17 protein-coding genes and 3 pseudogenes are annotated in these 19392 nt (G+C 68.3%); 7 read left to right on the top strand and 13 right to left on the bottom strand.

Going from position 1 to position 19392, the window contains the following annotated elements:
* Positions 1-294: 294 nt before the first annotated feature.
* The 4 genes and pseudogenes from FGD71_RS16460 to FGD71_RS16445 all read right to left on the bottom strand — a co-directional run bounded on the left by FGD71_RS16460 (position 295) and on the right by FGD71_RS16445 (position 2885).
* Positions 295-949 (bottom strand): annotated as a pseudogene (locus FGD71_RS16460) (class I SAM-dependent methyltransferase).
* A 161-nt stretch (positions 950-1110) separates the two neighbouring features.
* Complete coding sequence (locus FGD71_RS47415) at positions 1111-1518, bottom strand: GNAT family N-acetyltransferase (protein WP_181359217.1); 408 nt, start codon at positions 1516-1518, stop codon at positions 1111-1113.
* A 14-nt stretch (positions 1519-1532) separates the two neighbouring features.
* On the bottom strand, positions 1533-2132 hold the full coding sequence (locus FGD71_RS16450) for a GNAT family N-acetyltransferase (protein ID WP_240436619.1): 600 nt from the start codon (positions 2130-2132) through the stop codon (positions 1533-1535).
* A gap of 123 nt (positions 2133-2255) precedes the next feature.
* Positions 2256-2885, bottom strand: coding sequence for a TetR/AcrR family transcriptional regulator (locus tag FGD71_RS16445; RefSeq protein WP_119101201.1), 630 nt, complete (start codon positions 2883-2885; stop codon positions 2256-2258).
* Between the two features lie 114 nt (positions 2886-2999).
* On the opposite strand from FGD71_RS16445, the gene FGD71_RS16440 reads away from it, so the two are divergent.
* The gene (locus FGD71_RS16440) at positions 3000-3911 is read left to right on the top strand and encodes an alpha/beta fold hydrolase (protein ID WP_119101225.1); all 912 of its coding nucleotides are present in this window, start codon (positions 3000-3002) and stop codon (positions 3909-3911) included.
* Positions 3912-4079: 168 nt separating this feature from the next.
* Here the strand turns inward: FGD71_RS16440 and FGD71_RS16435 are convergent, their stop codons facing one another.
* Positions 4080-4853 (bottom strand): arginase family protein, encoded by a 774-nt coding sequence (locus tag FGD71_RS16435; RefSeq protein WP_240436613.1) that lies wholly within the window; start codon positions 4851-4853, stop codon positions 4080-4082.
* Positions 4854-5145: 292 nt separating this feature from the next.
* Here FGD71_RS16435 and FGD71_RS16430 point away from each other — a divergent pair, with 292 nt between their 5' ends.
* Positions 5146-5349 (top strand): hypothetical protein, encoded by a 204-nt coding sequence (locus FGD71_RS16430; RefSeq protein ID WP_119101199.1) that lies wholly within the window; start codon positions 5146-5148, stop codon positions 5347-5349.
* A 380-nt stretch (positions 5350-5729) separates the two neighbouring features.
* On the opposite strand, the gene FGD71_RS16425 is transcribed toward FGD71_RS16430, so the two are convergent.
* Entirely contained in the window at positions 5730-6305 is a 576-nt protein-coding gene (locus tag FGD71_RS16425; RefSeq protein WP_119101198.1) for a dihydrofolate reductase family protein, read from the bottom strand.
* Between the two features lie 523 nt (positions 6306-6828).
* Positions 6829-8292, bottom strand: a complete 1464-nt coding sequence (locus tag FGD71_RS16415; RefSeq protein ID WP_119101196.1) for an aldehyde dehydrogenase family protein — start codon at positions 8290-8292, stop codon at positions 6829-6831.
* Positions 8293-8462: 170 nt separating this feature from the next.
* Here FGD71_RS16415 and FGD71_RS16410 point away from each other — a divergent pair, with 170 nt between their 5' ends.
* Both FGD71_RS16410 and FGD71_RS50200 read left to right on the top strand, forming a co-directional pair.
* On the top strand, positions 8463-10895 hold the full coding sequence (locus FGD71_RS16410; protein ID WP_162931147.1) for a SpoIIE family protein phosphatase: 2433 nt from the start codon (positions 8463-8465) through the stop codon (positions 10893-10895).
* 166 nt (positions 10896-11061) lie between these two features.
* Positions 11062-11172, top strand: a pseudogene (locus tag FGD71_RS50200) (IS481 family transposase); the annotation flags it as partial.
* On the opposite strand, the gene FGD71_RS16400 reads toward FGD71_RS50200, so the two are convergent.
* The 3 genes and pseudogenes from FGD71_RS16400 to FGD71_RS16390 form a co-directional block, all read right to left on the bottom strand.
* Positions 11169-11732: a dihydrofolate reductase family protein gene (locus FGD71_RS16400; RefSeq protein ID WP_119101194.1), complete on the bottom strand. Its 564-nt coding sequence runs from the start codon at positions 11730-11732 to the stop codon at positions 11169-11171. The pseudogene FGD71_RS50200 and the gene FGD71_RS16400 sit on opposite strands and share 4 nt — an antisense overlap.
* 244 nt (positions 11733-11976) lie before the next feature.
* On the bottom strand, positions 11977-12672 hold the full coding sequence (locus FGD71_RS16395; RefSeq protein ID WP_119101193.1) for an alpha/beta fold hydrolase: 696 nt from the start codon (positions 12670-12672) through the stop codon (positions 11977-11979).
* Between the two features lie 114 nt (positions 12673-12786).
* Positions 12787-13141, bottom strand: a pseudogene (locus tag FGD71_RS16390) (IS256 family transposase); the annotation flags it as partial.
* Positions 13142-13632: 491 nt separating this feature from the next.
* Here FGD71_RS16390 and FGD71_RS16380 point away from each other — a divergent pair.
* A complete protein-coding gene (locus FGD71_RS16380; RefSeq protein ID WP_119101192.1) occupies positions 13633-14067 on the top strand; it encodes a hypothetical protein in 435 nt (144 codons plus the stop codon).
* A 1125-nt stretch (positions 14068-15192) separates the two neighbouring features.
* Here the strand turns inward: FGD71_RS16380 and ku are convergent.
* Positions 15193-15978 (bottom strand): non-homologous end joining protein Ku, encoded by a 786-nt coding sequence (gene ku, locus FGD71_RS16375; RefSeq protein WP_162931146.1) that lies wholly within the window; start codon positions 15976-15978, stop codon positions 15193-15195.
* Positions 15979-16266: 288 nt separating this feature from the next.
* A complete protein-coding gene (locus FGD71_RS16370; protein WP_119101190.1) occupies positions 16267-16722 on the bottom strand; it encodes a type 1 glutamine amidotransferase family protein in 456 nt (151 codons plus the stop codon).
* 68 nt (positions 16723-16790) lie between these two features.
* Between FGD71_RS16370 and FGD71_RS50195 the strand changes: the two genes are divergently transcribed.
* A complete protein-coding gene (locus tag FGD71_RS50195) occupies positions 16791-17342 on the top strand; it encodes an SbtR family transcriptional regulator (RefSeq protein ID WP_420878310.1) in 552 nt (183 codons plus the stop codon).
* Here FGD71_RS50195 and FGD71_RS16365 read toward each other — a convergent pair.
* Positions 17299-18123 carry a dienelactone hydrolase family protein gene (locus tag FGD71_RS16365; protein WP_240436612.1) on the bottom strand — a complete coding sequence of 275 codons (825 nt, stop codon included), beginning with the start codon at positions 18121-18123 and terminating at the stop codon, positions 17299-17301. The two genes, FGD71_RS50195 and FGD71_RS16365, sit on opposite strands and share 44 nt — an antisense overlap.
* A gap of 98 nt (positions 18124-18221) precedes the next feature.
* Between FGD71_RS16365 and FGD71_RS16360 the strand changes: the two genes are divergently transcribed.
* Positions 18222-19232 carry a GlxA family transcriptional regulator gene (locus FGD71_RS16360; RefSeq protein ID WP_119101189.1) on the top strand — a complete coding sequence of 337 codons (1011 nt, stop codon included), beginning with the start codon at positions 18222-18224 and terminating at the stop codon, positions 19230-19232.
* Positions 19233-19392 lie beyond the last annotated feature (160 nt).

Here is a 19392-nt window from a genome sequence, read left to right as displayed (position 1 = left end):
CTGGGCGAACCCGGTCGAGGCGCACTTCGGGCCGCTGCGGCAGTTCACCCTCGCCAACTCGAAACCACCCCAACCACCCAGTCCAGACCGGCGCGCTGCATCACTACTTGCACTGGCGCAACCAGAACGCACGCCATCCTGGCGTCCTGGCCGCGCAGCGCCGGGAACGCGCCCGTGTCCGCAGCGAGAAAGGCATCCGCTGGGGCGGCCGCCCTCTCAACCCAGCGGTCTGACCGCCCGCCCCGTGATCGTCGGCGGTCCAGCCGAGCGACCTCACCCCGGGAACGAGCCCCGTCAGGGCGTTTCGGGCTTGCGGGCCAGGAGGCAGGCGTGCGGTCTGTTCACCCGTCCGCCGGGCTCCTGTTCCAGTCTCGCGGTGACGACGAGTCCGGCCTGGTCCAGCAGGTCGACCATGCGGTCCAGGGGCAGGAGGTACGACTCGTAGGACACCGGACGGCCATAGCCGTGGGTCGGCTGCAGCCGCTCATTGCCGACATAGTCTCCCCAGAGCAGGTAGCCGCCGGGCGCGAGCGTGCGGTGGAACTCGGCGAACACATCCGGCAGCCACTGCGGGGGCGTGTGATGGGTGGAGTACCAGGCCAGGATGCCGCCGAGTTCGTCGTCCCTCATCTCCAGCGCGGTCATCGAGCCCTCAGTGAACCGCAGGTTCGGATAGGCGTGCCGGGCCAGCCCGACCATCTTCGGCGACAGATCGACGCCGAAGACGGACACCCCCAAGCCCGGCCAGGTGCGCCGTCACGCGTCCGGGGCCGCACCCCAGGTCCGCGGCCGGCCCCAGACCGGCCGTACGCACCAGTTCGGCAAATCCCGCCAGCATCGCGCGTGACAGCGGGTCCATCTCGGCTGGAGGCGGGACGCGTTCGACGTAATCGGCGGCGACCGTGTCGTACGACTCGCGGACGGTGGTCAGAAAGGAGGGCTCAGCCATGCGGGCGACCCTAGACCAGGCAACTGACAGACCATGGCACGACCTTCAGCTGACCTGCGCGACATCCACCGCTGCCGACACCCAGCCGTCACACCACGCCGGTGATCGTTTGCGGTCACGGCACTAGCGGCCTGACCGCACGGCGAATTCTGCTCAGCGCATCAGAAGGGCAGGCCCCGCAGGTCCACCCTGATGGTGGGATGAGGCAGGCCGGCCAGGTCGTAAATCATGGTGGTCAGTGGCGATGTCCGCGCGCCGTCGGGCTGCTGGACGGTGACGGGCACGGAGAGACAGCGCCATCCCAGCTGTGTGTAGAGCGGGATCAGGTCCGGGCGGCAGAGCAGAATCATCGTCTCGGCGCCGGCCGCTCGTGCGTGCTCGACCGTGACGCTGATCAGCGTTCGGGCGATGCCCCGGCCTCGATGGGCGGGGTGCACCAGCACACCGCCCAGTCCCGCGGCGCGGCGCGGCAATCCGTCGAAGGTCATGTCCCGAAGCAGCCATCCCGCGGAAGCCACCGGTCGGCCTTCGCAGACAGCGGTAAGGGTGTGCTGCTTGTCAGCCCACACCAGACCGAGGCCATTCACCCCGGATGGGTCGGACAGGCCATCGCGGAGTGCGGCTTTGTCTTCCGGAGAACCGGGCCCAGCGCATGCATCAGCTGTAGGTCCGCACCACCGTGGTCCACCACATGCTCCGCAGTGGCCGTGGTGGCGGGGTCGAAGCGGTAGCGCAGACAGTGCAGGCCGCTGGACTGGACAGTCCCGTCCGCCTGGGCGCCCAGGCGGCGCAGTACCGCGATCGAGGCCGCATTTCCGGTCAGGACGAACGCGAAAACGGCGGGGAGCGCGAGGCAGCGAAATGCCAGGTCCAGGCACGCACGGCCCGCCTCGCCGGCGATCCCAAGGCCTTGGGCCCGTGGGTGCACGGCGAAACCGAGGTCAACCCCGTACTGGGCCCGATTACGCAGTCCCACCCGGCCGAGAAAAGCGTGCGTTGAGGCGTCCCTGACCGCAAAGTTGCCATAGCCGTGTCTGATCCAGTGGCCGACGTCGTCGTCGCACATAGCCTCGGCCGCGGATCGGCTGTCCGCCCGGCCGGTCGCCAGCCATCGCATGACGCTGTCCTGACTGACCACAGCCTCAAAGAGATCGTTGCTGTCCCCGCGGCGGATCGGCTCCATCACAAACCTCTGGGTGCGCAGAACGGGTCCACCTAACCGGGCCACTCAGCAACTCCTCTCGATACAAAGACTGCAGGAGCGTACCCGGCGACTCTTTGGAACGATCGAAGGCAACCGGTGAACCTATCCGGTCACGGCACCAGCCGCATCACCGGTGCGGAAGATTCGGTTCAGATGGTGGTCCAGGACTGCGGCGGCGGACTCTGGGCTGCGCTGACCGACGAGGATGCTGGTGCCGAGTCCCGCAGACATGGCAAGCAGGCCGGCTGCCTCCAACTGCGCGTCCACACCGGGCTCGAGCAGAGCTGCTTCTTGCGCCTGCCGGAGGAGTTCGGTCAGAGCGGCTTCGGCGGCATCAGGGTTCTTGATGAAGGGCTGGGCTGCGAGCGCCCGGTCGTTCACGGCCAGAACAGCGTACGAAGTGTAGAGGTGGTGGAAGGTGCGGCTCTCGTCGTCCTGCGGCAGCGCTGCCCTCAGAAGCGCCTCGACCATCGCGCGCGGACCAGGGTTGTCCCCGGCAGCCCGTACACGGGCGGAGACCCGCTGCCCGAATCTCTCCGCCAGATGCTCGAGCCCGAAGAGCATCAACTTCTCCTTGGTCTCGAAGTAGTACTGCACCAGCCGCAGTGATACGCCCGCCTCCGCTGCCACATCGCGCATCCCCACGGCATGCAGCCCGCGTCGTCCAGCGACCCGGACGAGTGCCTCGGCGATCTCGGTGCGCCGTTCTGCGTGGTCCACGCGCTTGGGCATCGGCCGGTTCTCCGCTCGTCGTTCCTGCTATCGCTCCCGTGGGCCTTTTGATGATACAGCTGTACCAACTATGTGGTACGTTCGTATCACGAAACCGAGACGCCGGAGGTGGCCATGCCCGAGACCGCTGCCCGCACCCAGGCCGACGTCGGCCGCTATGTGAGCGATGCCTGGCGGGAGCGCTACTTCACGGCCTGCGATGCGGTCTACGCACTGGGAGCGCCCGCGCTCGCGGAAGAGGACGTGGAGACGTCCTTCGGCACCACGCACGTCTACCGCTACGGCCCCGCGAACGAGGCTGCCCGGTCCCGCACCCCCATCGTCCTGGTGCACGGGGCGGGCTCCTGCTCCGCCATGTGGTACCCGAACACCCCCGCCCTCAGCGCAGACCGCCCGGTCTACGCGATCGACACCCCGGGCGATCCCGGCCGCAGCGTGCAGCGCGAGCCGATCCACCACCCCGAGCGCGCCGCGCAGTGGCTGGACGAGACACTCGCCGGGCTCGGCCTCGATCGCGTACACCTCGTCGGCATCTCCTACGGCGGATGGCTCGCCTTGAACCAGGCGCATCGCAGGCCTGGTCGGCTCGCCTCGACCACGCTGCTCGACCCCGGCGGCCTGGAGAAAGTGGGGCTGCGCTTCTTCGTCTGGATCTTCGCCGGCCTCTTCGCGACCTTCGCGCCCAAGGCGCTCCGCCCACGGCTGGCGGCCTGGCTGGAACAGCCGGTCCTCGTCATGCCGGAACTGCGCACGATGATCAGAACGGCCGTTCGCGCCTACCGCATACGCCGCCCGGCGCCGCTTCCCCTGTCCGAGGAGGAGCTGTCCACCATCCGGACCCCGCTCTATCTGGTGCTCGGCAAGCGAAGCCTCCTCGTGCACCCGCAGCGGCAGGCGGAACGTCTGCCGCGCCTGGTCCCCGGCGCCCGAGCCGAGATCATCTCCAACACGGGCCACGGACCGCAGATTGACCACGCAGAGGAGATCAACCGCAGGATGCTGAACTTCATGGCCTCCGTCGACTGACAACCGCCCACGCCGACGGAGCCAGGGCACGGCCGAGGGATGGCCCGGCCAGAGCTGTCTGTCCTGTCCCACTGAAGGTTGAGCGTGTGCCATCGGAGTTTGAGCGGAGTCTCCGGCTTTGATGAGGGCGTTCGGTCTTGATGGAGAGCGCCGGCGCAGAGGCGCTGCTCAGCGTCGGTCGGGCCCGAAAAGTCCGTCGACGATCCGCCGCAGTACCGCCTCCTCCTCGCTGGCGGCTTCCGTCCGCTCGTACTCGGTGAGCGCAAGGCCGGCGAGGGTGAACTCTTCAGTCAGTGCCCGCACTGCTACGAGCAGCTCCTCTACGCCGAGTCCGCCCGGCTCGGGTGTGCCGACGGCCGGGAATACCTGCGGGTCGAGGACGTCGAGGTCGATGTGAAGGTATACCGCCTCGGCGCCGGTGGCGCGCACTGCGGCCAGGAGGGGCCCTGGTTGTGTCAACTGCTCGACGCTGAGGTGCCGTATGCCGCGGCTCTCGACAACGTCCTGCTCACCCGGGTCCAGTGACCGCGCGCCCGCCAGTACCACGCGGTCGGCCGACAGGCTCCGCGCGGGCCGCAGGCCCTCTGGCCCGTCGCCGATGAGCGCGCGCAGCACCATGCCGTGGAAGGCTCCGGAAGGCGACGACGCCGGAGTGTTGAGGTCTGCGTGCGCGTCGAACCACACCAGCGCCAGCCGGTCCCCGAATACGGAGAGCGCGGACTCGATCGGGGCGAGGTCGACCCCGCAGTCGCCGCCTATGGTCACTGTCCGCTCGCCCGGCGGAACCTCAGCCAATGCCGCACGCACCGCTAGCAGATGGCGCTCCAGCACATCGGCGTTCTGTACGCCGCCCCGCGAGTCGCCGACGCTGTTGTCGAGCGCGACCGTATGCCGCCGACCTGCGGGTACCAGCTCGGCGAGCCAGGCAGCCCCGCTGGGCAACCGACGGGCCGTAGAGGCACCCGACCCCTGCCACTGTGCCACCTCAAGTACGACTGGTCCGGACACGAACGTCCCCCTTCCACGATGATCGACGCAGCCTATGCCGATGCCCCAGCCGTCCCACAAGTCACGCCGTTAAGCCTCTGATGCGGCGACCTGCCCGGTGGCCAGACTTCTATGACAGGTGAGGCTTCGACGGCACAGGACACTCGCGTATGTCCTGTGACAGCGAACCTTGACCGTTTGCCACTGGAGGAAGGTCGCTCACCCGCGCCGGGTAGGCTCACGCGCCATGGAACAGCTGCCCGAGAGCGTGGACCGCGACATCCTGGAGGAACGGATCATCCCTGCGCTCAAGACGATCCGCGAAACGTTGGGGTGCACCCTTCACCAGGCGCTCGATGTCTTCGCGCAGCGGTACGAGGAGCTCCGCCGCGATCGTCCGGACGACTTCGATCTGAGCCGGGACGAATACGGCCGGGACTTCTACTCCTGATCCAGCGAACTCAGCGGGAGCGGCCGCTGACCTGCGCGGTCAAGGACGGTTGGCCTGTTTGGTCAGAGGTACTTGGCCACTGCGGCCGCGGCTTGCCCAATTGACTGCCTGCGGCGCAGACCTTGGGATCAGTCACCCGGCCGCGACCGGACGAACCGCACTGACCGGACCCGTGAGTTGATCCGTCTCGTGTGAGAGCCGGTTGGTGCAGGCAGCTGGTCATACCGCTGGTCATACCGCTGGTCATACCGCTGGTTCCTGGTAGCCCGCGGGCGTTGTCACCTTGAGCCTCACTCGATGAGGGGGACGGGCCAGTGCGCGACTTGTCGATGTTCGCGGGCTGGTTTTGGTTGTCGAAGATCCTCTTCGAATCCGTCAGGTCAATGGAGGGTGGGTCGATAGATGAGCTCTTGGATGTGACCGTCGAGCGTCCGGTTCTCGATCAGCTCCAGGTCGAAGTCGGCCGCACCCTGGAAGATCGGGTCGAGCCCGGTCTGACCGGTGATGACAGGGAAGAGCGTCACCTGCAAGCGGTCGACCAGGCCGGCGGCCATCAGCGCCCGGTTCAACGACAGGCTGCCGTGCGAGCGCAACGGCACCTCGGACTCCTCCTTGAGCCGGGCGACGACGTCGACGGCGTCACCGCTCACGACGGTCGCGTTCGGCCAGTCGAGGGGGCCTTCCAGCGTCGTCGATACCACCGTTGCCGGCAGGCTCCTCATGCGAGTGACCCATGGGTCACGCACTTCGGATTCCTCGGTGCTCGATGCCAGCATCCGCGCGAAGGCCCGATACGTGTTGGCCCCGAAGACCATCCGCTGCTCCGCGCCGTACAAGGCAAGGCGGTGGTCGAGCAACTCGGGGCCTTGCTTACCCCAGTAGCCGGTCCAGTTGGCGCTGGCGGCGCCGTAGCCGTCGAGGCTGGAAAAGACGTCGAAGGTGTAGGTAGCGGTCATGTCGTTCTCCTCGAGTCCGGTTGATCGATGTGGGTACGGACTGGCGATCTTCTCTGGGCGGGCTTCGGTGGCCATCGCACCCATAGACCCAGCACGCTTCCGAAACTCATCGCTGTGCCAACCGCCCGGGGAGGGCGTGAGCAAGCTGCTGGAGCTCCAGCGCGACCTGGTCGGCACACCCGACTCGGGCTCCCCGCAATCGTCCACGAGGAGTGTCTGACCACGACCCTGGGCGCGCCGGTGTACCCGGCCTTCCTTGCCTCGGCAGCCACCTTCGACCCCGCGCTGGTGGAGCGGATGGCCCGGACGAGCGGTGCCGATCTGACGACGGTCGGTGTGCACCAGCAGTAGGGGAGACACCTTCATGCCCGGCCGGGAACCCGCAACTGAGACCAGAACTGGACCGGGGACAGCCGCGCGGCCCGCACCCGTGACGACGTGCTCCAGCACAGCATCGGTCTGGGCGAGGCCTGATGGGGTCACCCGAGAACGCACCGTATTGGTGGGCCGTAACGCGTGGATGTCAGGCCGCCCTGCTCATCGTCATCCAGCGCCACTGGGTGAACTGCTCCAGGTTGGCGGTGCCGCCGATGCGGGAGCCGTTGCCCGATGCTCCCATGCCGCCGAAAGGCGCGTTCGCGGCGTCCTTGGCGGACACGTCGTTGAGGTGCACCATGCCTGTGCGCAGCTGCTCGGCGACGGCGGTGGCGCGCGGCACCGAACGGGAGTGCACGGCCGCCGTCAGGCCGTATTCGGTGTCGTTGGCGATCTCTACGGCCTCCGCGTCGGTGCGGAACGGAACGATGGGGGCGACAGGTCCGAAGATTTCCTCGGTGAAGGCCGGCATGGTCCGCTCGACGTGGTCCAGGACGGTAGGCGGGTAGAACAGCCCGTCGCGGCGTCCGCCGGTCAGCACCCGCGCCCCGGCGGCCACGCTCTCGCCCACGATGCGCTCGATCCTCACGACCTGGCGTTCGCTGATGACGGGGCCGATTGCCACACCCTCCTCGCGGGGGTCGCCCATCCGCAGCGCCTTGGCCTGCCTGATCAGCGATTCGGTGTACGGCTCCACGAGATCGGCGTGCACCAGATGGCGTCCGGCGGCGACACAGGCCTGCCCCTGATAGCCGAAGGAGCTCATCGCCCCGGACGCCGCAGCGGCGTCGACGTCGGCGTCGTCGAGCACGACGATCGAGTTCTTGCCGCCCAGTTCCAGGGCCACTCGCTTGAGCCCCTCGCCCGCGGCGCGGGCGACGGCCCGTCCGGCCTCGGTGGAGCCGGTGAACGAGACCATGGCGACGTGGGGATCGGCCACGATGGCTTGGCCGGTCCCGATACCTCCGGGCAGGACGTGGAGCAGCCCTTCGGGTAGTCCCGCATCCTCGAACATCCGCGCGACGATGACGCCGCCGGACACCGGGGTGTGGGGATCGGGTTTGAGCAGGACGGCATTGCCTAGGACAAGGGCGGGTGCGAGGGCCCGCATGGCGAACAGCAGCGGTGCGTTCCAGGGGTTGATGACGCCGACCACCCCCAGCGGTACCCGCCACGCGTAACTGACCTGGCCGGGTACCGGCGGGGTTAGGACCTCGCCCCCAGGCAGCGATGCGAGCCCGGCGGCCTGCGCCAGCTGACTGCGCCCGGCCGCGATCTCGTAGTCGCCCTTCGCCGGGACGCCTCCGGACTCCCTGACGATCCACTCGCGAATGGCCCCGCTGTGGTCGCGCAGCACACGGGAGGCGCGAAGCAGGACCTCGGCGCGCTCGGGTGGAGCCACCTCGGCCCAGTCTCGCTGAGCCCGGGCGGCCAGGGCCCCGGCCCGGGCGACATCCGCGGGCGCCGCCACACCCACCTCCGCCAGCTGTTCTCCCGTGGCCGGTTCGCTCACCTGTTGGGTGCCGCCCTCGGACTGCCGCCAGCCGCCGCTGTAGATCTTCCCGGTCCACTTGGCCGAGCCCAGCCAGGTCCCCTCACCAGTGGAACGCATGGCAGCAGACCTCCATCTCCTGGTAGCCGTTTCAGCCACCCATCAATGAATCTATCGTTTTTGCGTATATCGCCTCATTTAGCATATATGCCACGCGGCGCGTCATCGGTTGCTGCTGGCCGGGCCGCGCCCCATGGTGGAAAGACCGAGGCGAAGGCGGGATGAGCGCCATGACGCGATCTGAAACCGCCGGAGACGACCGGGCCGCGCGGCGAAAGGATCCCGTCGACGAGACGGCCACAGCCAGAGCCACCGTGGATTCGCGCGGCATCGTGACCGGGTGGAGCGAGGGGGCGCGGCGCCTGCTGGGATACCGGCCCGCCGAGGTCGTCGGCCAGGACGCGGCCGGGCTGCTCTCCGGGGAGCCGCCTGCCGAGACACTGCGGTCCCTGAAGACGCTGCCGAGGTGGAACGGGACGGCGACGCTGCTGCACCAGGACGGCCATCGCCTCACTCTGAACCTGCTGGCCCACCACCGGGAGTCGGACAGTGAGGCAGGCTCGGACGGTGCGTGGTTCGTGGTCTGCCCCCTGGCCCGCCCGCCGTCGCCTTCGCAGGACGACGCGCTGGTGCTGCGGGCATTCACCCAGTCTCCTTGTACGACGGCGTTCTACGACACCGGTCTGCGGTTGCGGTGGGCGAACGCGGACATGGAACGTGTGATCGGCTTGTCCGAAGAGGCGATGCAGGGGTTGCGCGTATCGGAGATCGTGGTCGACCCGCAAAGCGACCGGACGGAAAGGTCCATGCGGCGGGCGCTGGAGACCGGGGAACAGCAGCATGTGCAAGCGGCTCTGCGTCTGCCGGGCCATGAGCGCGAGGGTTTCTGGACGATGTCACTGACCCCTGTGCGGGACGCCGAAGGAACGGTGCGGGGGGTGCTCCTTTCCGCGCACGACATGACCGAGGAGCACATGGCCCGGGGGCGTCTGGCCCTGCTCAACGACGCCAGCATCCGCATCGGCAGTACCCTCGACCTCGCCCGTACCGCGCAGGAACTCGCCGACGTGGCCATCCCGCGTCTCGCGGACTTCGTCACCGTCGACCTGCTCCCCGCCATCGAAGGCGGCGATGACCCGCGCGCCGGCTCGCCGCCCGGTCCCGTCATGCTGCGCCGTGTCGCCTACCAGTCCGTCCTGGAGGGCTGCCCCGAGGCCGTGGTTCAGCGTGGAACGGTGGCCGCCTACCCGGACAAGTCGACCGCGGCCCGGTGCCTGGCCACCGGCCGGCCGGTGATCGAGAACGTGACCGCCCGCGCGATAGCCCAGGTGGCGATCCAGACACCGGACCGGGCCGAGCGGATGCGGCGGTACGGTTTCCACTCGGTGCTGGCCGTGCCGATGCGTGCCCGCGGCATCACTCTCGGCGTGGCCACGTTCTCCCGCCATCGGCGCCCGGACCCCTTCGAGCAGGACGATCTGCTCCTGGGCGAGGAGATCACTGCCAGGGCCGCCGTATGCATCGACAACGCCCGCCGCTACACCCGCGAGCGCCGCACCTCGCTCACCCTGCAGGACAGTCTCCTGCCGCAGCGGCTGCCCCCTCAGGCCGCCGTGGAGGTCGCCTCCCGCTATCTGCCCGCCAGCGCCCGGACCGGCGTCGGCGGCGACTGGTTCGACGTGATCCCGCTGTCCGGCGCCCGGGTCGCCCTCGTCGTCGGCGACGTCGTCGGCCACGGCATCCGGGCCTCGGCCACCATGGGGCGACTGCGCACCGCCGTACGCACCCTGGCCGATGTCGACCTCCCTCCCGACGAACTGCTGACCCACCTTGACGATGTCGTCATCCGCCTGTCAGCCGAGGCCGACAGCACTTCCGGCCCCATCGGCGACCTCGGCGCCACCTGCCTGTACGCCGTCTACGACCCGGTCTCCCGGCGCTGCGCCCTGGCACGCGCGGGCCACCCCGTACCCGCGCTGGCGATCCCGGACGGCGCCGTGGAGTTCCTCGACGTCCCCGCGGGCCCGCCGCTGGGGCTGGGTGGCCTGCCCTTCGAAGCCACCGAGATGGAGCTGCCCGAAGGGAGTCTCCTGGTGCTGTACACCGACGGCCTCATCGAGGTCCGGGGCCGGGACATCGACGAAAGCCTGGACGCGCTGTGTGCGGCGCTGGCCCGGCCGGACCCGTCCTTGGAGAGCACCTGCGACACCGTGCTCGGGGCGCTTCTCCCGACCCGGCCCACCGACGACGTGGCGCTGCTGATAGCCCGCACCCGCGCCTTGGACACGGCCCATGTCGCCACCTGGGACGTGCCGCCCGACCCCGCCGCGGTCGCCGAGACCCGTAAGAACGCCTGCCAGCAGCTGACCGCCTGGGGCCTGGATGAGGCGGCGTTCGTCACCGAACTGGTCGTCAGCGAGCTTGTTACCAATGCCATCCGCTACGGCGGCGCCCCCATCCAGCTCCGGTTGATTCGCGACCGCAACCTCATCTGCGAGGTCTCCGACGCCAGCAACACCACCCCCCACCTGCGCCGGGCCCGCACGTACGACGAGGGCGGCCGCGGCCTCCTCCTGGTCGCCCAGCTCACGCAGGGCTGGGGCACCCGCCAGACGTACACCGGCAAGACGATCTGGGCCGAGCAGACCCTCCCCACCACCTAATGGTCCTGGCGCGCCGAAGTTCGTCTCCCGCCCGCACAGCGCACCGGAAGGCGGCAACAGCCGAGGTATCGCGTCAGCCGCGATTACACACGGGGCGACTCCGACGGTGCCAGGGCCGGGCGCTGGGGACCAGGCGGCGGTGTGGTGCTGGTTTGTCGCAGCCCGCGAAGCTCTCGACAGCTTCCTCCACGACGACAACTGCCATCGCTGCCACACCGCACTCGGAGGCCAGCCACCCATCACCCGCGTCAACAACCCTGCGGGGCACTACACCTAGCGCGCCATGCGGTAGCGGAGGTAGACGACTTTCGAGCTGAAGGTGCGGGTCTCGACGAGTTCGAGATCCACCCTGCGCTCGTGCTGGGGAAAGAACGGAATGCCACCGCCAACCAGCACCGGGTAGACCCTGACCCGGTACTCGTCGATCAGACCCAACGAGGCCGCCTCGGCGGCGAGAGTCGCGCCGCCGATCGCGATGTTGCCCTCAGCCGGCTCGGCTCGCAACCGCTCGATCTCCTCCGCCAGGCCGCCGGAAGCCAGGCGGGCATTGCCCTGCACCGCGGACAGCGTGGTGGAGAACACCACCTTCGGGAGCGGCTTCCAGATCGCGGCCCACTCGAGTTTGGAGTCGTCGAGCGATGGATCCTGGTCGGCGGTCTCCCAGTACAGCATCGTCTCGTACAGCCGTCGTCCCAACAGGTAGACGCCGACCTGTCGAGTCTCGTCGATCCAGCTGCGAAAGACCTCCTCGTCGGGCCCCGTCCAGTCGAAGTTGCCGTCCGGTCCGACGATGTAGCCGTCAAGTGACACATTCATCGAATAGGTCACGCTGCGCATCAGACGTCCTCCTCGGTAACGGGTTCGACTGTACGACCGCCGGACGCCGCAGGACTCATCGCGGCTCGCGGAATCCCTGGGCTAGGGCGGTTCTTCTGGGCCTGGCCGTCCCGGCGTGCCGGACACCACTCAGCGCCACCTCGACTGGCCTCTGCCCGACAGCCCAACCTCACGGCTCGTGGCCCACGGAGGGAAGAACACATGGGTGCGTTCACGGTCCGCCGGCCGCAGGCCGAGCCGGCGATCAGCCGTGGATGGCGTTGAGGACGGCGGCAAGCTTTTCGGGCGCACTGATCATGGCCATGTGGCCGGTGTCGAGATCGATGACGTTGGGCCGAAGCAGCGCAATGGATCGCTGCTGGAGTTCCTCGACGTAGCACTGGTCGCGCGTGAGGTGCACGTACGTCCGGGGGATCTCGCGTCCATAGCCGCTCAGGTTCACGGCCTCGCTCAGCAGGGCGGCCGAGTCGTCGGCCAGCCGGTCCAGGGTGGACGCGGCGGTCGCCTCGTCCATGTCGTTGCACAGCATTGCGGCGGCGCCCTCGCGGGTCTGGTGGTAGACGCCGTTGGCGATGGACTGCTCCACCAGCCCCCGAACTCCGGGATCGATCTGGTCAAGCACCCGGGATCTGTCCGGCGGCACCACGGCCGACACGAGGACGACGTGGCGGATCCGGTCAGGTATGAGGTCCAGGACACGCGGGATCGTGACGCCCGCGAAGGAGTGACCGACTAGTACCACGTCCCACAGATCCTTCGCTTCGACGTCCTCGCGGACCGCATCGGCGCAGTCCGCGAGAGTGACTGTGCCCAGGTCGACTTCGGCCCTGGTCCCGCGCCCCGGAAGGTCGGTCGCCAACGCTTCCGCACATAGATGGGGGATCAGCTCGTCCCAACAGTTCGCGCCGAAGCTTGCCCCATGGATGAGAACGAACGCCATGATTGACCTCCTCGTCAACGACATCAACCGAACCATAAGTGAATTCAGTTCTGTTGTGGAGGTTTGTGGCAGAGCAAGGGAGTAAAAGCCAAGACGTGGTTCGGTTGGGGTTGTTCACGCCGCCAGGTTCTCGAAGCGTTCAACGAGCTGACCTCGTGCGAAGCGGGCTCCGGCTCTGACCAGGGCGACGCGGTGGGGTGCGTTCACGGCCCGCCAGCGGGCCTGGGCGGACTCGACGAGCTTGAAGACCATGGCAAGGGCGGCGACCGCGCTGCCGGCGCCCCGGGTGACCTTGGTACGTAGCCGGACGGTGGCGAAGGTCGACTCGATCGGATTCGTGGTCCGCAGCGCCGTCGCCGACCGCGAGGACGGGAGCACGCATGCCCCGATGTGCGCAGTCCTGCAACAAGTCGGCCCAGGAGTCGGCGGATTCGCCATAGCCGTCGGCCATGGCGATCAGCTCAGCGCGCACGAAGTCGCCGGAGGACAGCCCAGGGAACATCACCTCATTCCAGACGCAGGGCCGCGCCGGATGGCCAGCCAACTGAGCCAGGACATCGCCGACTTGGAGGGCGGTTCCTTGCCGCCCCGGCTCTTCGGCTCGCCGACCGGCTGCACAACATGCGCACCATCGCCTTCGCGCCCCCGGCCAACTGCTACCGCGCAGCCCGCGAGAGCCTCGACGTGTTCGCATCCTGACCAGCGCGACGGGACTGTGCGATGCCGGCCGCGTAGTGCACAGCGTCGCTGAAGCCGTCATCCAATCCGCGGCACCCGCCAACGTCGTCACTGCCCGCCTGCTGACCACCCTCGCTCTGCTGCTGCCCACCCGGCAGCGCGGCGGCTGGCAGGAGGAATGGGACGCCGGCCCTGCGAGCGCCTCAGTAGGGAGACAGCTCGCGCTATGCCGTCTCGACGTTCTTCTAGCGAGGTCCCTGTAGGACGTGGTCCCATCGGCGCGTGACCCAGGTACTCACCAGCCTCGTTGCCGTGATCGGTACTCTTCTTGGCGCCACTCTCGGCTACATCTTCCAGCGCTTGAACGCGGCGCGCAGCGACCGGCAACAAGCGGCGCTCGCCTTCAGTAACGCCATCACCGACGTGATCCGTAGCCAGCAGGAGTGGTATCACCGCAAAGATGAGGAGCGAGAGGGCGCGGAGCATCGTGCCGCCCGATTCGAGGGGCACCGCCTACGGGGCGTAGCACGCCAGGCCATGAACGGTTTGACCTTCCACCTTCCGGATCCTGAGCTGTTGCAGCAGGCGGATGGGCTGTTGCGGATGGCCAGCGACATCCACGAGGCCACAGACACGCAAGACCTTGCGACGCGTACTGAGGCAGCTCGTCAGGCTCTCAGCTTCTTTATTCAGGCCTCTGCAGCGAAGACTCGCTAGCCATGCTCCTGGCATCGCATCGCGCCCTTGGCCTGCAGACGGCTGGGCTATCGCTGGCCCACGCCGCTCGGGAGAGGCGTGCCCGGTTCGTTACACGCACAGCGGGGACGCCGTGCCCAGCATCGCCCTGTTCCGCTCCGATACCGCATCGAAGGCGAGCGAGACGCGGGCACCAGGTAGTAGGCGGATCCGGAGCCGACGGTGGTGCGGGGGCCGGTCTGACCGGTTACCAAGACGTTGTGCGGTGTGAGCACGTCTAGGTTGTCGAAGACGTAGCGGACTGGCAGTTGTGTCCATGCGACCAGCTGAAGGTGGGCCGTGACAGCGGCTCGCTGCACCGAGTGGCGGTGCGTGGTGCGGCCGGTCATTCGGCTCTTGCAGTCGATCAGAAAGACTCACACGTCCTTGGCGGCCACGAGATCGGGGTCCAGCGCAGAGAACTTTCGGCGTCCCGCAGGGCGGATCGGACCGCCTCCGTCAGTACTCCCGGGCCCCACGCGTTGACGTGCCACCCACGCGCAGCGTGACGGCCGCGTCGCGGCCGACCCGGTCGTGGGCGCGGCGCAGCAGCGTCGCGCTGCCCTCGGCGCCATCCACCTCGGCTGCCCCCCCCCTGCGCCCGCAGTTCGGCGATGTAGTGCCCGGCGCCGCAGCCGATGTCCAGGACACGCAGGCCGGTGACGTCGCTGGCCAGAGCGAGCCTGGCGGACCGGTCGGTGTGAGCGTTGTAAGGGCCGTCAGTGGCCGATTCGGCGAAGTAGTCGCCGAGGGCACCCTCGTAGGGGGTGTTGAGGCGCATCACGGCATGCTGCCTGCACTCCTCCTCAGTGACAATCTCCCGGCGGCCTCTCAGCCGTGCCGCGACCCCTGCAGCACACGGCACCAACGAGCGATCGGGCCGCGCGGTGACCGCTACGACGTGACTGACGATCAGAAATACTCACAAGGCCAGGTCCTGCACGGCATCCCGGCCTGAGCCGCCCGGCGGGGACCCGGCTTGTAAGGGGAGCGGAGCCCGGGTGGGGCGCGGACGGCCGGTCAGACCGGGCCCGCTGTGTTCCTGTGAGTAGGGCGAGTGTCGGTGGGCGTCGTCCGTACGCTCGTGGTGGGAGATGGCGTTCGCGGTCAGTCTGGCGTGCGGCCGTGGTATGCGGCTTTGCGCAGGCTCTCCTCCAGTGCGGCCATCAAGTCGACCGTCGGCTCCGGCTCGGCAGGTGACACGAGTTGGCCTCGGGATTCCTTCGCCGCTACCAATTGCTGCAGCGCCGCGGCGTAGTCGTCGTGCAGCACGGCAAGGTCGACGCCGGGTAGCTGGGCCATCAGCAGGGAGGCGAGCTCGAGTTCCTGCCCGGTCACCGGCGTGGTGGATCCGAGGTTGCCGGGTTCGCGGACTTCTTCGGGCCACAGGAGCGTCTGGACGACCAGCGTGTCGCGGCGTGGCCACAGCGCGGCCAGGCGCTCTCTGGTGTGCAGCGTCACCTTGGCCACGGCTGCGCGCTCGGCCCTGGCCAGCGCGGCCACCAGCAGCGCGTACGGCCGCTGCCCGGCTGGCCCGTGCGGGGTGGCGTAGTAGGCGCGGGAGAACAGGATCGGGTCCAGGCCGTCGACGGGAACGAACCCGAGGATGCCGATGACGTGCTTGCTGAGCAGCGGCAGAGCCTCGAGGTCTTCTTCCCGCAGCACCACGGTGCGCGCGTCCGGGGTCTCGTAGCCCTTCGCAATGTCCTGGCTGTCCACTTCGCGGTGCTCGGCTTGGCAGACGCGCTGGTGCCGGATGGGGAAGCCGTCCGCGGCGTGCACCTCATGCAGATCCACCCCGCGCCTTCGCGTTGCCGGGAACAACTGCACCGGGAGGCTGACCAGGCCGAACGTGATCCAGCCTGTCCACACCGCTTGCGTGGGCACCTCCATGTCTCCAAGCCTCCGCCACAGCAGGCGCCGGCGCACCTTCGAGCGGACCGCAGCGTGGTTCTTGGTTGGCAGCAGGGGCCCCGCGGACGACCACCGTGACAGGCCCGCGCTGCTGGAACGCGTCCAGTAGTGCTGCGGATGAACACCCGGTGCGACACGTCGAAGCTCTCCTCCTCTGACGGCACGACCGGATGCGATGCGGCTGGGCGGGACGGGGCCGTGCCTCAGGCTCATGGGAGAGCGCCCGAGACACGGATGTGACATCGCACGCCCGCTGGGATTGGGCTGTCAGGCGGCGGTGCGGACCGGGTCGGCAGCAAGGGCGCTGCGGACCTTGGCGGCCTGGCGGTCGATGGTCTGCGGGCCGTTTCCAGTGAGCAGGCGCAGGTCGGAGTCGTAGGCCAGCTTCACGGCGGTGGGGTTGAGGCCGCCCGCGACCTTGAACCCGGCCTCCTTGAGGGCGTCGTCGACGAAGTAGGTCAGCCTGGTCTTCTCACCGGGGACGGCGACATACCCGGCCTTGAGGGCCAGCTTCTCGCCGGTCTTGGTCGCCACGCTGATGTCGACGCCGTGGAAGGGGTTGTCGCTATCGGCCAGGCGGTAGGGCCGACCGTCCACGTCGATGCGCTGGAAGGTGGAGGTCAACGCGACCGGGGCGTGGCAGATGACGGAGGTGACGGTGCCGTTCTCGCGGGCGAGGTGGAGGGCTTCGCCGATCCACGGATCGTCGCGGAAGTCGACCATGGGGGCGTGTCCGCCGGGCAGATGGATGAAGTCGAGGTCGGCGAAGCCGAAGGCATCGGTGGGTCGCGGTGGCGGCGTACCAGGTCCTGGATGGAGTGGTACGGCTTGGTGGGCAGCGTCTCTACGCCGCTTTCCTCGGCCGCTTCCTGGAGACTGCCGCCGGCGACCTGGCCGTGAAGGGCGCCGCCCGCGCAATCGGCGCCGACACCAACGCCGACACCGACACAGCCGTCAAGCGCACCACCACCGCACTGGCCGCACTCATCCAGGCCGGAAAGGCTGAAGGAGACGTACACCCTGACGTCACACTCGCCGACTTGTACCTGCTCCTCGACAACGCCCCCACCGACCGGACCACGCAAGCCAGCACCCGCTGGCTCACCCACCGGTCATCCAGCACCTGGCCAACTATCTGTCCTGTGCCACTGAAGGTTGAGCCTGTGTCAACGAAGTCTGAATGGCCTGTTTCACTGGGGGCGCCGAGGGGCGGTCACGAGTGCCTACAGGTCGACGACCAGATCGCATCGGGAAGCGGCGGCGCTCCGTCGCATCGCCAGGTGCCGGAGCGCCAAGGGCTCATTCCGGCTGCGTCCCGAGCCGCTCGGCCAGGAAGGCGATGATCTCGTTCCGGGCCTGCATGGTGGGGTGACCGTCCTGGTCGACGAGGTGTGCCGTGACGACGCTGTGGGCGCAACCGACGACATCACGGAAGAAGGGCGGAGGGTTCGTGTTCGCCGTCTCGGCTTTGAGCACGCGGCCGTCGAATGCGTCCCCGAGCAGCGCTCGGTAAGCCGCGAACCGCTGGCCGGTGCACCACCTGTCGTTGTCGAAGCGGTAGGCGAGAACCTCCAATCCGTCTCGCGCTACGCGTTCAGCCACGGCAGCAGCGTCTTCGTCGCTGATCTCCAGACCGCCGGGGTCGTCGAGCGGAAGCGACGGATGGTTGACCACGGGTGCGATGACAGCGGGTTCGAGCGCCATGGTCAAGGCGAAGTTGCCGGTAAAACACAGTCCGACGGCGCCGACGCCAGGCCCGCCACGCTCGGCGTGCGCCAGGCGAGCGAGGCCGCGCAGCCATGTGACGACGGGGCTTGTGCCGCCACCGGCAAACGCTCGGAACTCGGCGCTGACGCACGCGCGTCGAACGATGGTCTCACCTGCCTCGGCGAGCGGATAGGCGCCGTCGACGCCGAAAAGAGAGGGCAGGTACACGGAGAAGCCGGCATCACGCACCCAACGCGCGAACCGCGCGACGTCGGGGCTGATACCCGGCATCTCGGGCATGAGGATGACTGCGGGTCCTGACCCGGCAACGTACACGGTCTTGTCGACGTCATCGACGCTGACGGCTCTCCGCGAGAAGTCGTCCAAGGGGTCGCTCTGTCCTCGCATGATGGTCATGACCGAGATGATGATGAGTGGCGACCCTTCTGAGAAGCGGCGGCATCGCCACGTATCCGGGTAATATCGCCACGGTTCAAAGGTGCCGGAGGGGCCGCATGAGTCCGCTGCGAGTTGGTGTGCTGGCTTACCCTGGCTGCTTCGCGTCGGAGGTATTCGGAGTCCCCGACCTCCTGGCCATGGCAACTCATGTCGCCGCGGCGCAAGGGTCGGTTCAGCCTGCCTACGAGACGTCAGTCATCTCGCCCCGGCGGCGTGTGATCGCGTCCGGCGGCTCCGTCCTCGACGTCTCGGCGGTTTGCCCCGTAGACGTCCTGATCGTGCCGGGCTTCGAGCTTTCGCCCACGCTCGATCTCGACGCGACACTCGCAAACCTGGGCCCGGAAGTGGCGTCGATCCGATCGCAGGCGGCCTCGGGGACCGCTGTCGTATCGATCTGTGTGGGCGCCTTTCTGGTCGCTGAAGCCGGGCTGCTCGGAGGGCGCGAAGCGACCACGTCCTGGTTGTTCGCGGACCGGTTCGCCCGCCGGTACGCCGACGTGCGCCTCCGCCCGGAGAGCTTGGTCGTGACCGACCGGGGGGTGACGACCACAGCGGCCTTCAGTGCCATGTACGACTTCGCGCTGCAGTTCATCGGCGAGCACGACGGCCCCCGCGTCGCCCGTAGCACCGCGCGTATCGCGCTTGTCGATGATGCACGTTCCACGCAGGCTCCCTATGTCGACTTGGCGCTCATACCCACTGTGGGCAGGGAGTTCTCGCTCAGCGTCAAGCGGTGGCTCGACCAGAACCTCAGCGCTCGCTATGACCTGCCCACCCTCGCCCAGGAGTTCCACGTAAGCACGAGAACCATGCTCCGTCGCTTCGGCGAGGAAGCCGGCGAGACGCCGCTCGCGTACCTGCAGAGGGTCCGGGTGCGTCGAGCCAGACACCTGCTGGAGACCACCGACAGGACCGTCGCAAGTATCGCCTCCGACGTCGGGTACCGCGACCCCGGGGCATTCAGCGGCATCTTTGCCAGACACACGGGCCAGCGGCCGAGGGAGTACCGCGCCAAATTCCATCGTCGCTGGGACCACCACGGGTCAACCCGACGAACGGAGACGTGAGACCCGCCCGCGACGGCAACAACCCCCTCAAGGCTGGGACAAGTGCAGGCCTCCGCAAGCCCTCACAACCCCCACCCCTGACACACCAGCACGCCGGCCGGTCAAACTTCGATGGCACGCATCACTGGTCATCAATCTTCGGTGGCAACGCTCAAACTTG

This window comes from Streptomyces sporangiiformans, from assembly GCF_005768555.2.
GTDB classification, from domain to species: Bacteria; Actinomycetota; Actinomycetes; order Streptomycetales; family Streptomycetaceae; genus Streptomyces; species Streptomyces sporangiiformans.
Note: the sequence above shows the minus strand (reverse complement) of the source record. Positions and strands in the feature narration are given on the sequence as shown.

What these genes read in the sequence shown, in the direction of transcription:
- FGD71_RS16360 (WP_119101189.1), top strand. Translation starts at nt 18,222, where the DNA reads ATGAGTCCGCTGCGAGTTGGTGTGCTGGCTTACCCTGGCTGCTTCGCG.
- FGD71_RS16430 (WP_119101199.1), top strand. Translation starts at nt 5,146, where the DNA reads ATGGAACAGCTGCCCGAGAGCGTGGACCGCGACATCCTGGAGGAACGG.
- FGD71_RS16400 (WP_119101194.1), bottom strand. Translation starts at nt 11,732, where the DNA reads ATGCGCAGCGTGACCTATTCGATGAATGTGTCACTTGACGGCTACATC.
- FGD71_RS16395 (WP_119101193.1), bottom strand. Translation starts at nt 12,672, where the DNA reads ATGGCGTTCGTTCTCATCCATGGGGCAAGCTTCGGCGCGAACTGTTGG.
- FGD71_RS16425 (WP_119101198.1), bottom strand. Translation starts at nt 6,305, where the DNA reads ATGACCGCTACCTACACCTTCGACGTCTTTTCCAGCCTCGACGGCTAC.
- ku (WP_162931146.1), bottom strand. Translation starts at nt 15,978, where the DNA reads ATGGAGGTGCCCACGCAAGCGGTGTGGACAGGCTGGATCACGTTCGGC.
- FGD71_RS16410 (WP_162931147.1), top strand. Translation starts at nt 8,463, where the DNA reads ATGACGCGATCTGAAACCGCCGGAGACGACCGGGCCGCGCGGCGAAAG.
- FGD71_RS16440 (WP_119101225.1), top strand. Translation starts at nt 3,000, where the DNA reads ATGCCCGAGACCGCTGCCCGCACCCAGGCCGACGTCGGCCGCTATGTG.
- FGD71_RS16450 (WP_240436619.1), bottom strand. Translation starts at nt 2,132, where the DNA reads ATGGAGCCGATCCGCCGCGGGGACAGCAACGATCTCTTTGAGGCTGTG.
- FGD71_RS16415 (WP_119101196.1), bottom strand. Translation starts at nt 8,292, where the DNA reads ATGCGTTCCACTGGTGAGGGGACCTGGCTGGGCTCGGCCAAGTGGACC.
- FGD71_RS16365 (WP_240436612.1), bottom strand. Translation starts at nt 18,123, where the DNA reads ATGACCATCATGCGAGGACAGAGCGACCCCTTGGACGACTTCTCGCGG.
- FGD71_RS16445 (WP_119101201.1), bottom strand. Translation starts at nt 2,885, where the DNA reads ATGCCCAAGCGCGTGGACCACGCAGAACGGCGCACCGAGATCGCCGAG.
- FGD71_RS16370 (WP_119101190.1), bottom strand. Translation starts at nt 16,722, where the DNA reads ATGGTCGACTTCCGCGACGATCCGTGGATCGGCGAAGCCCTCCACCTC.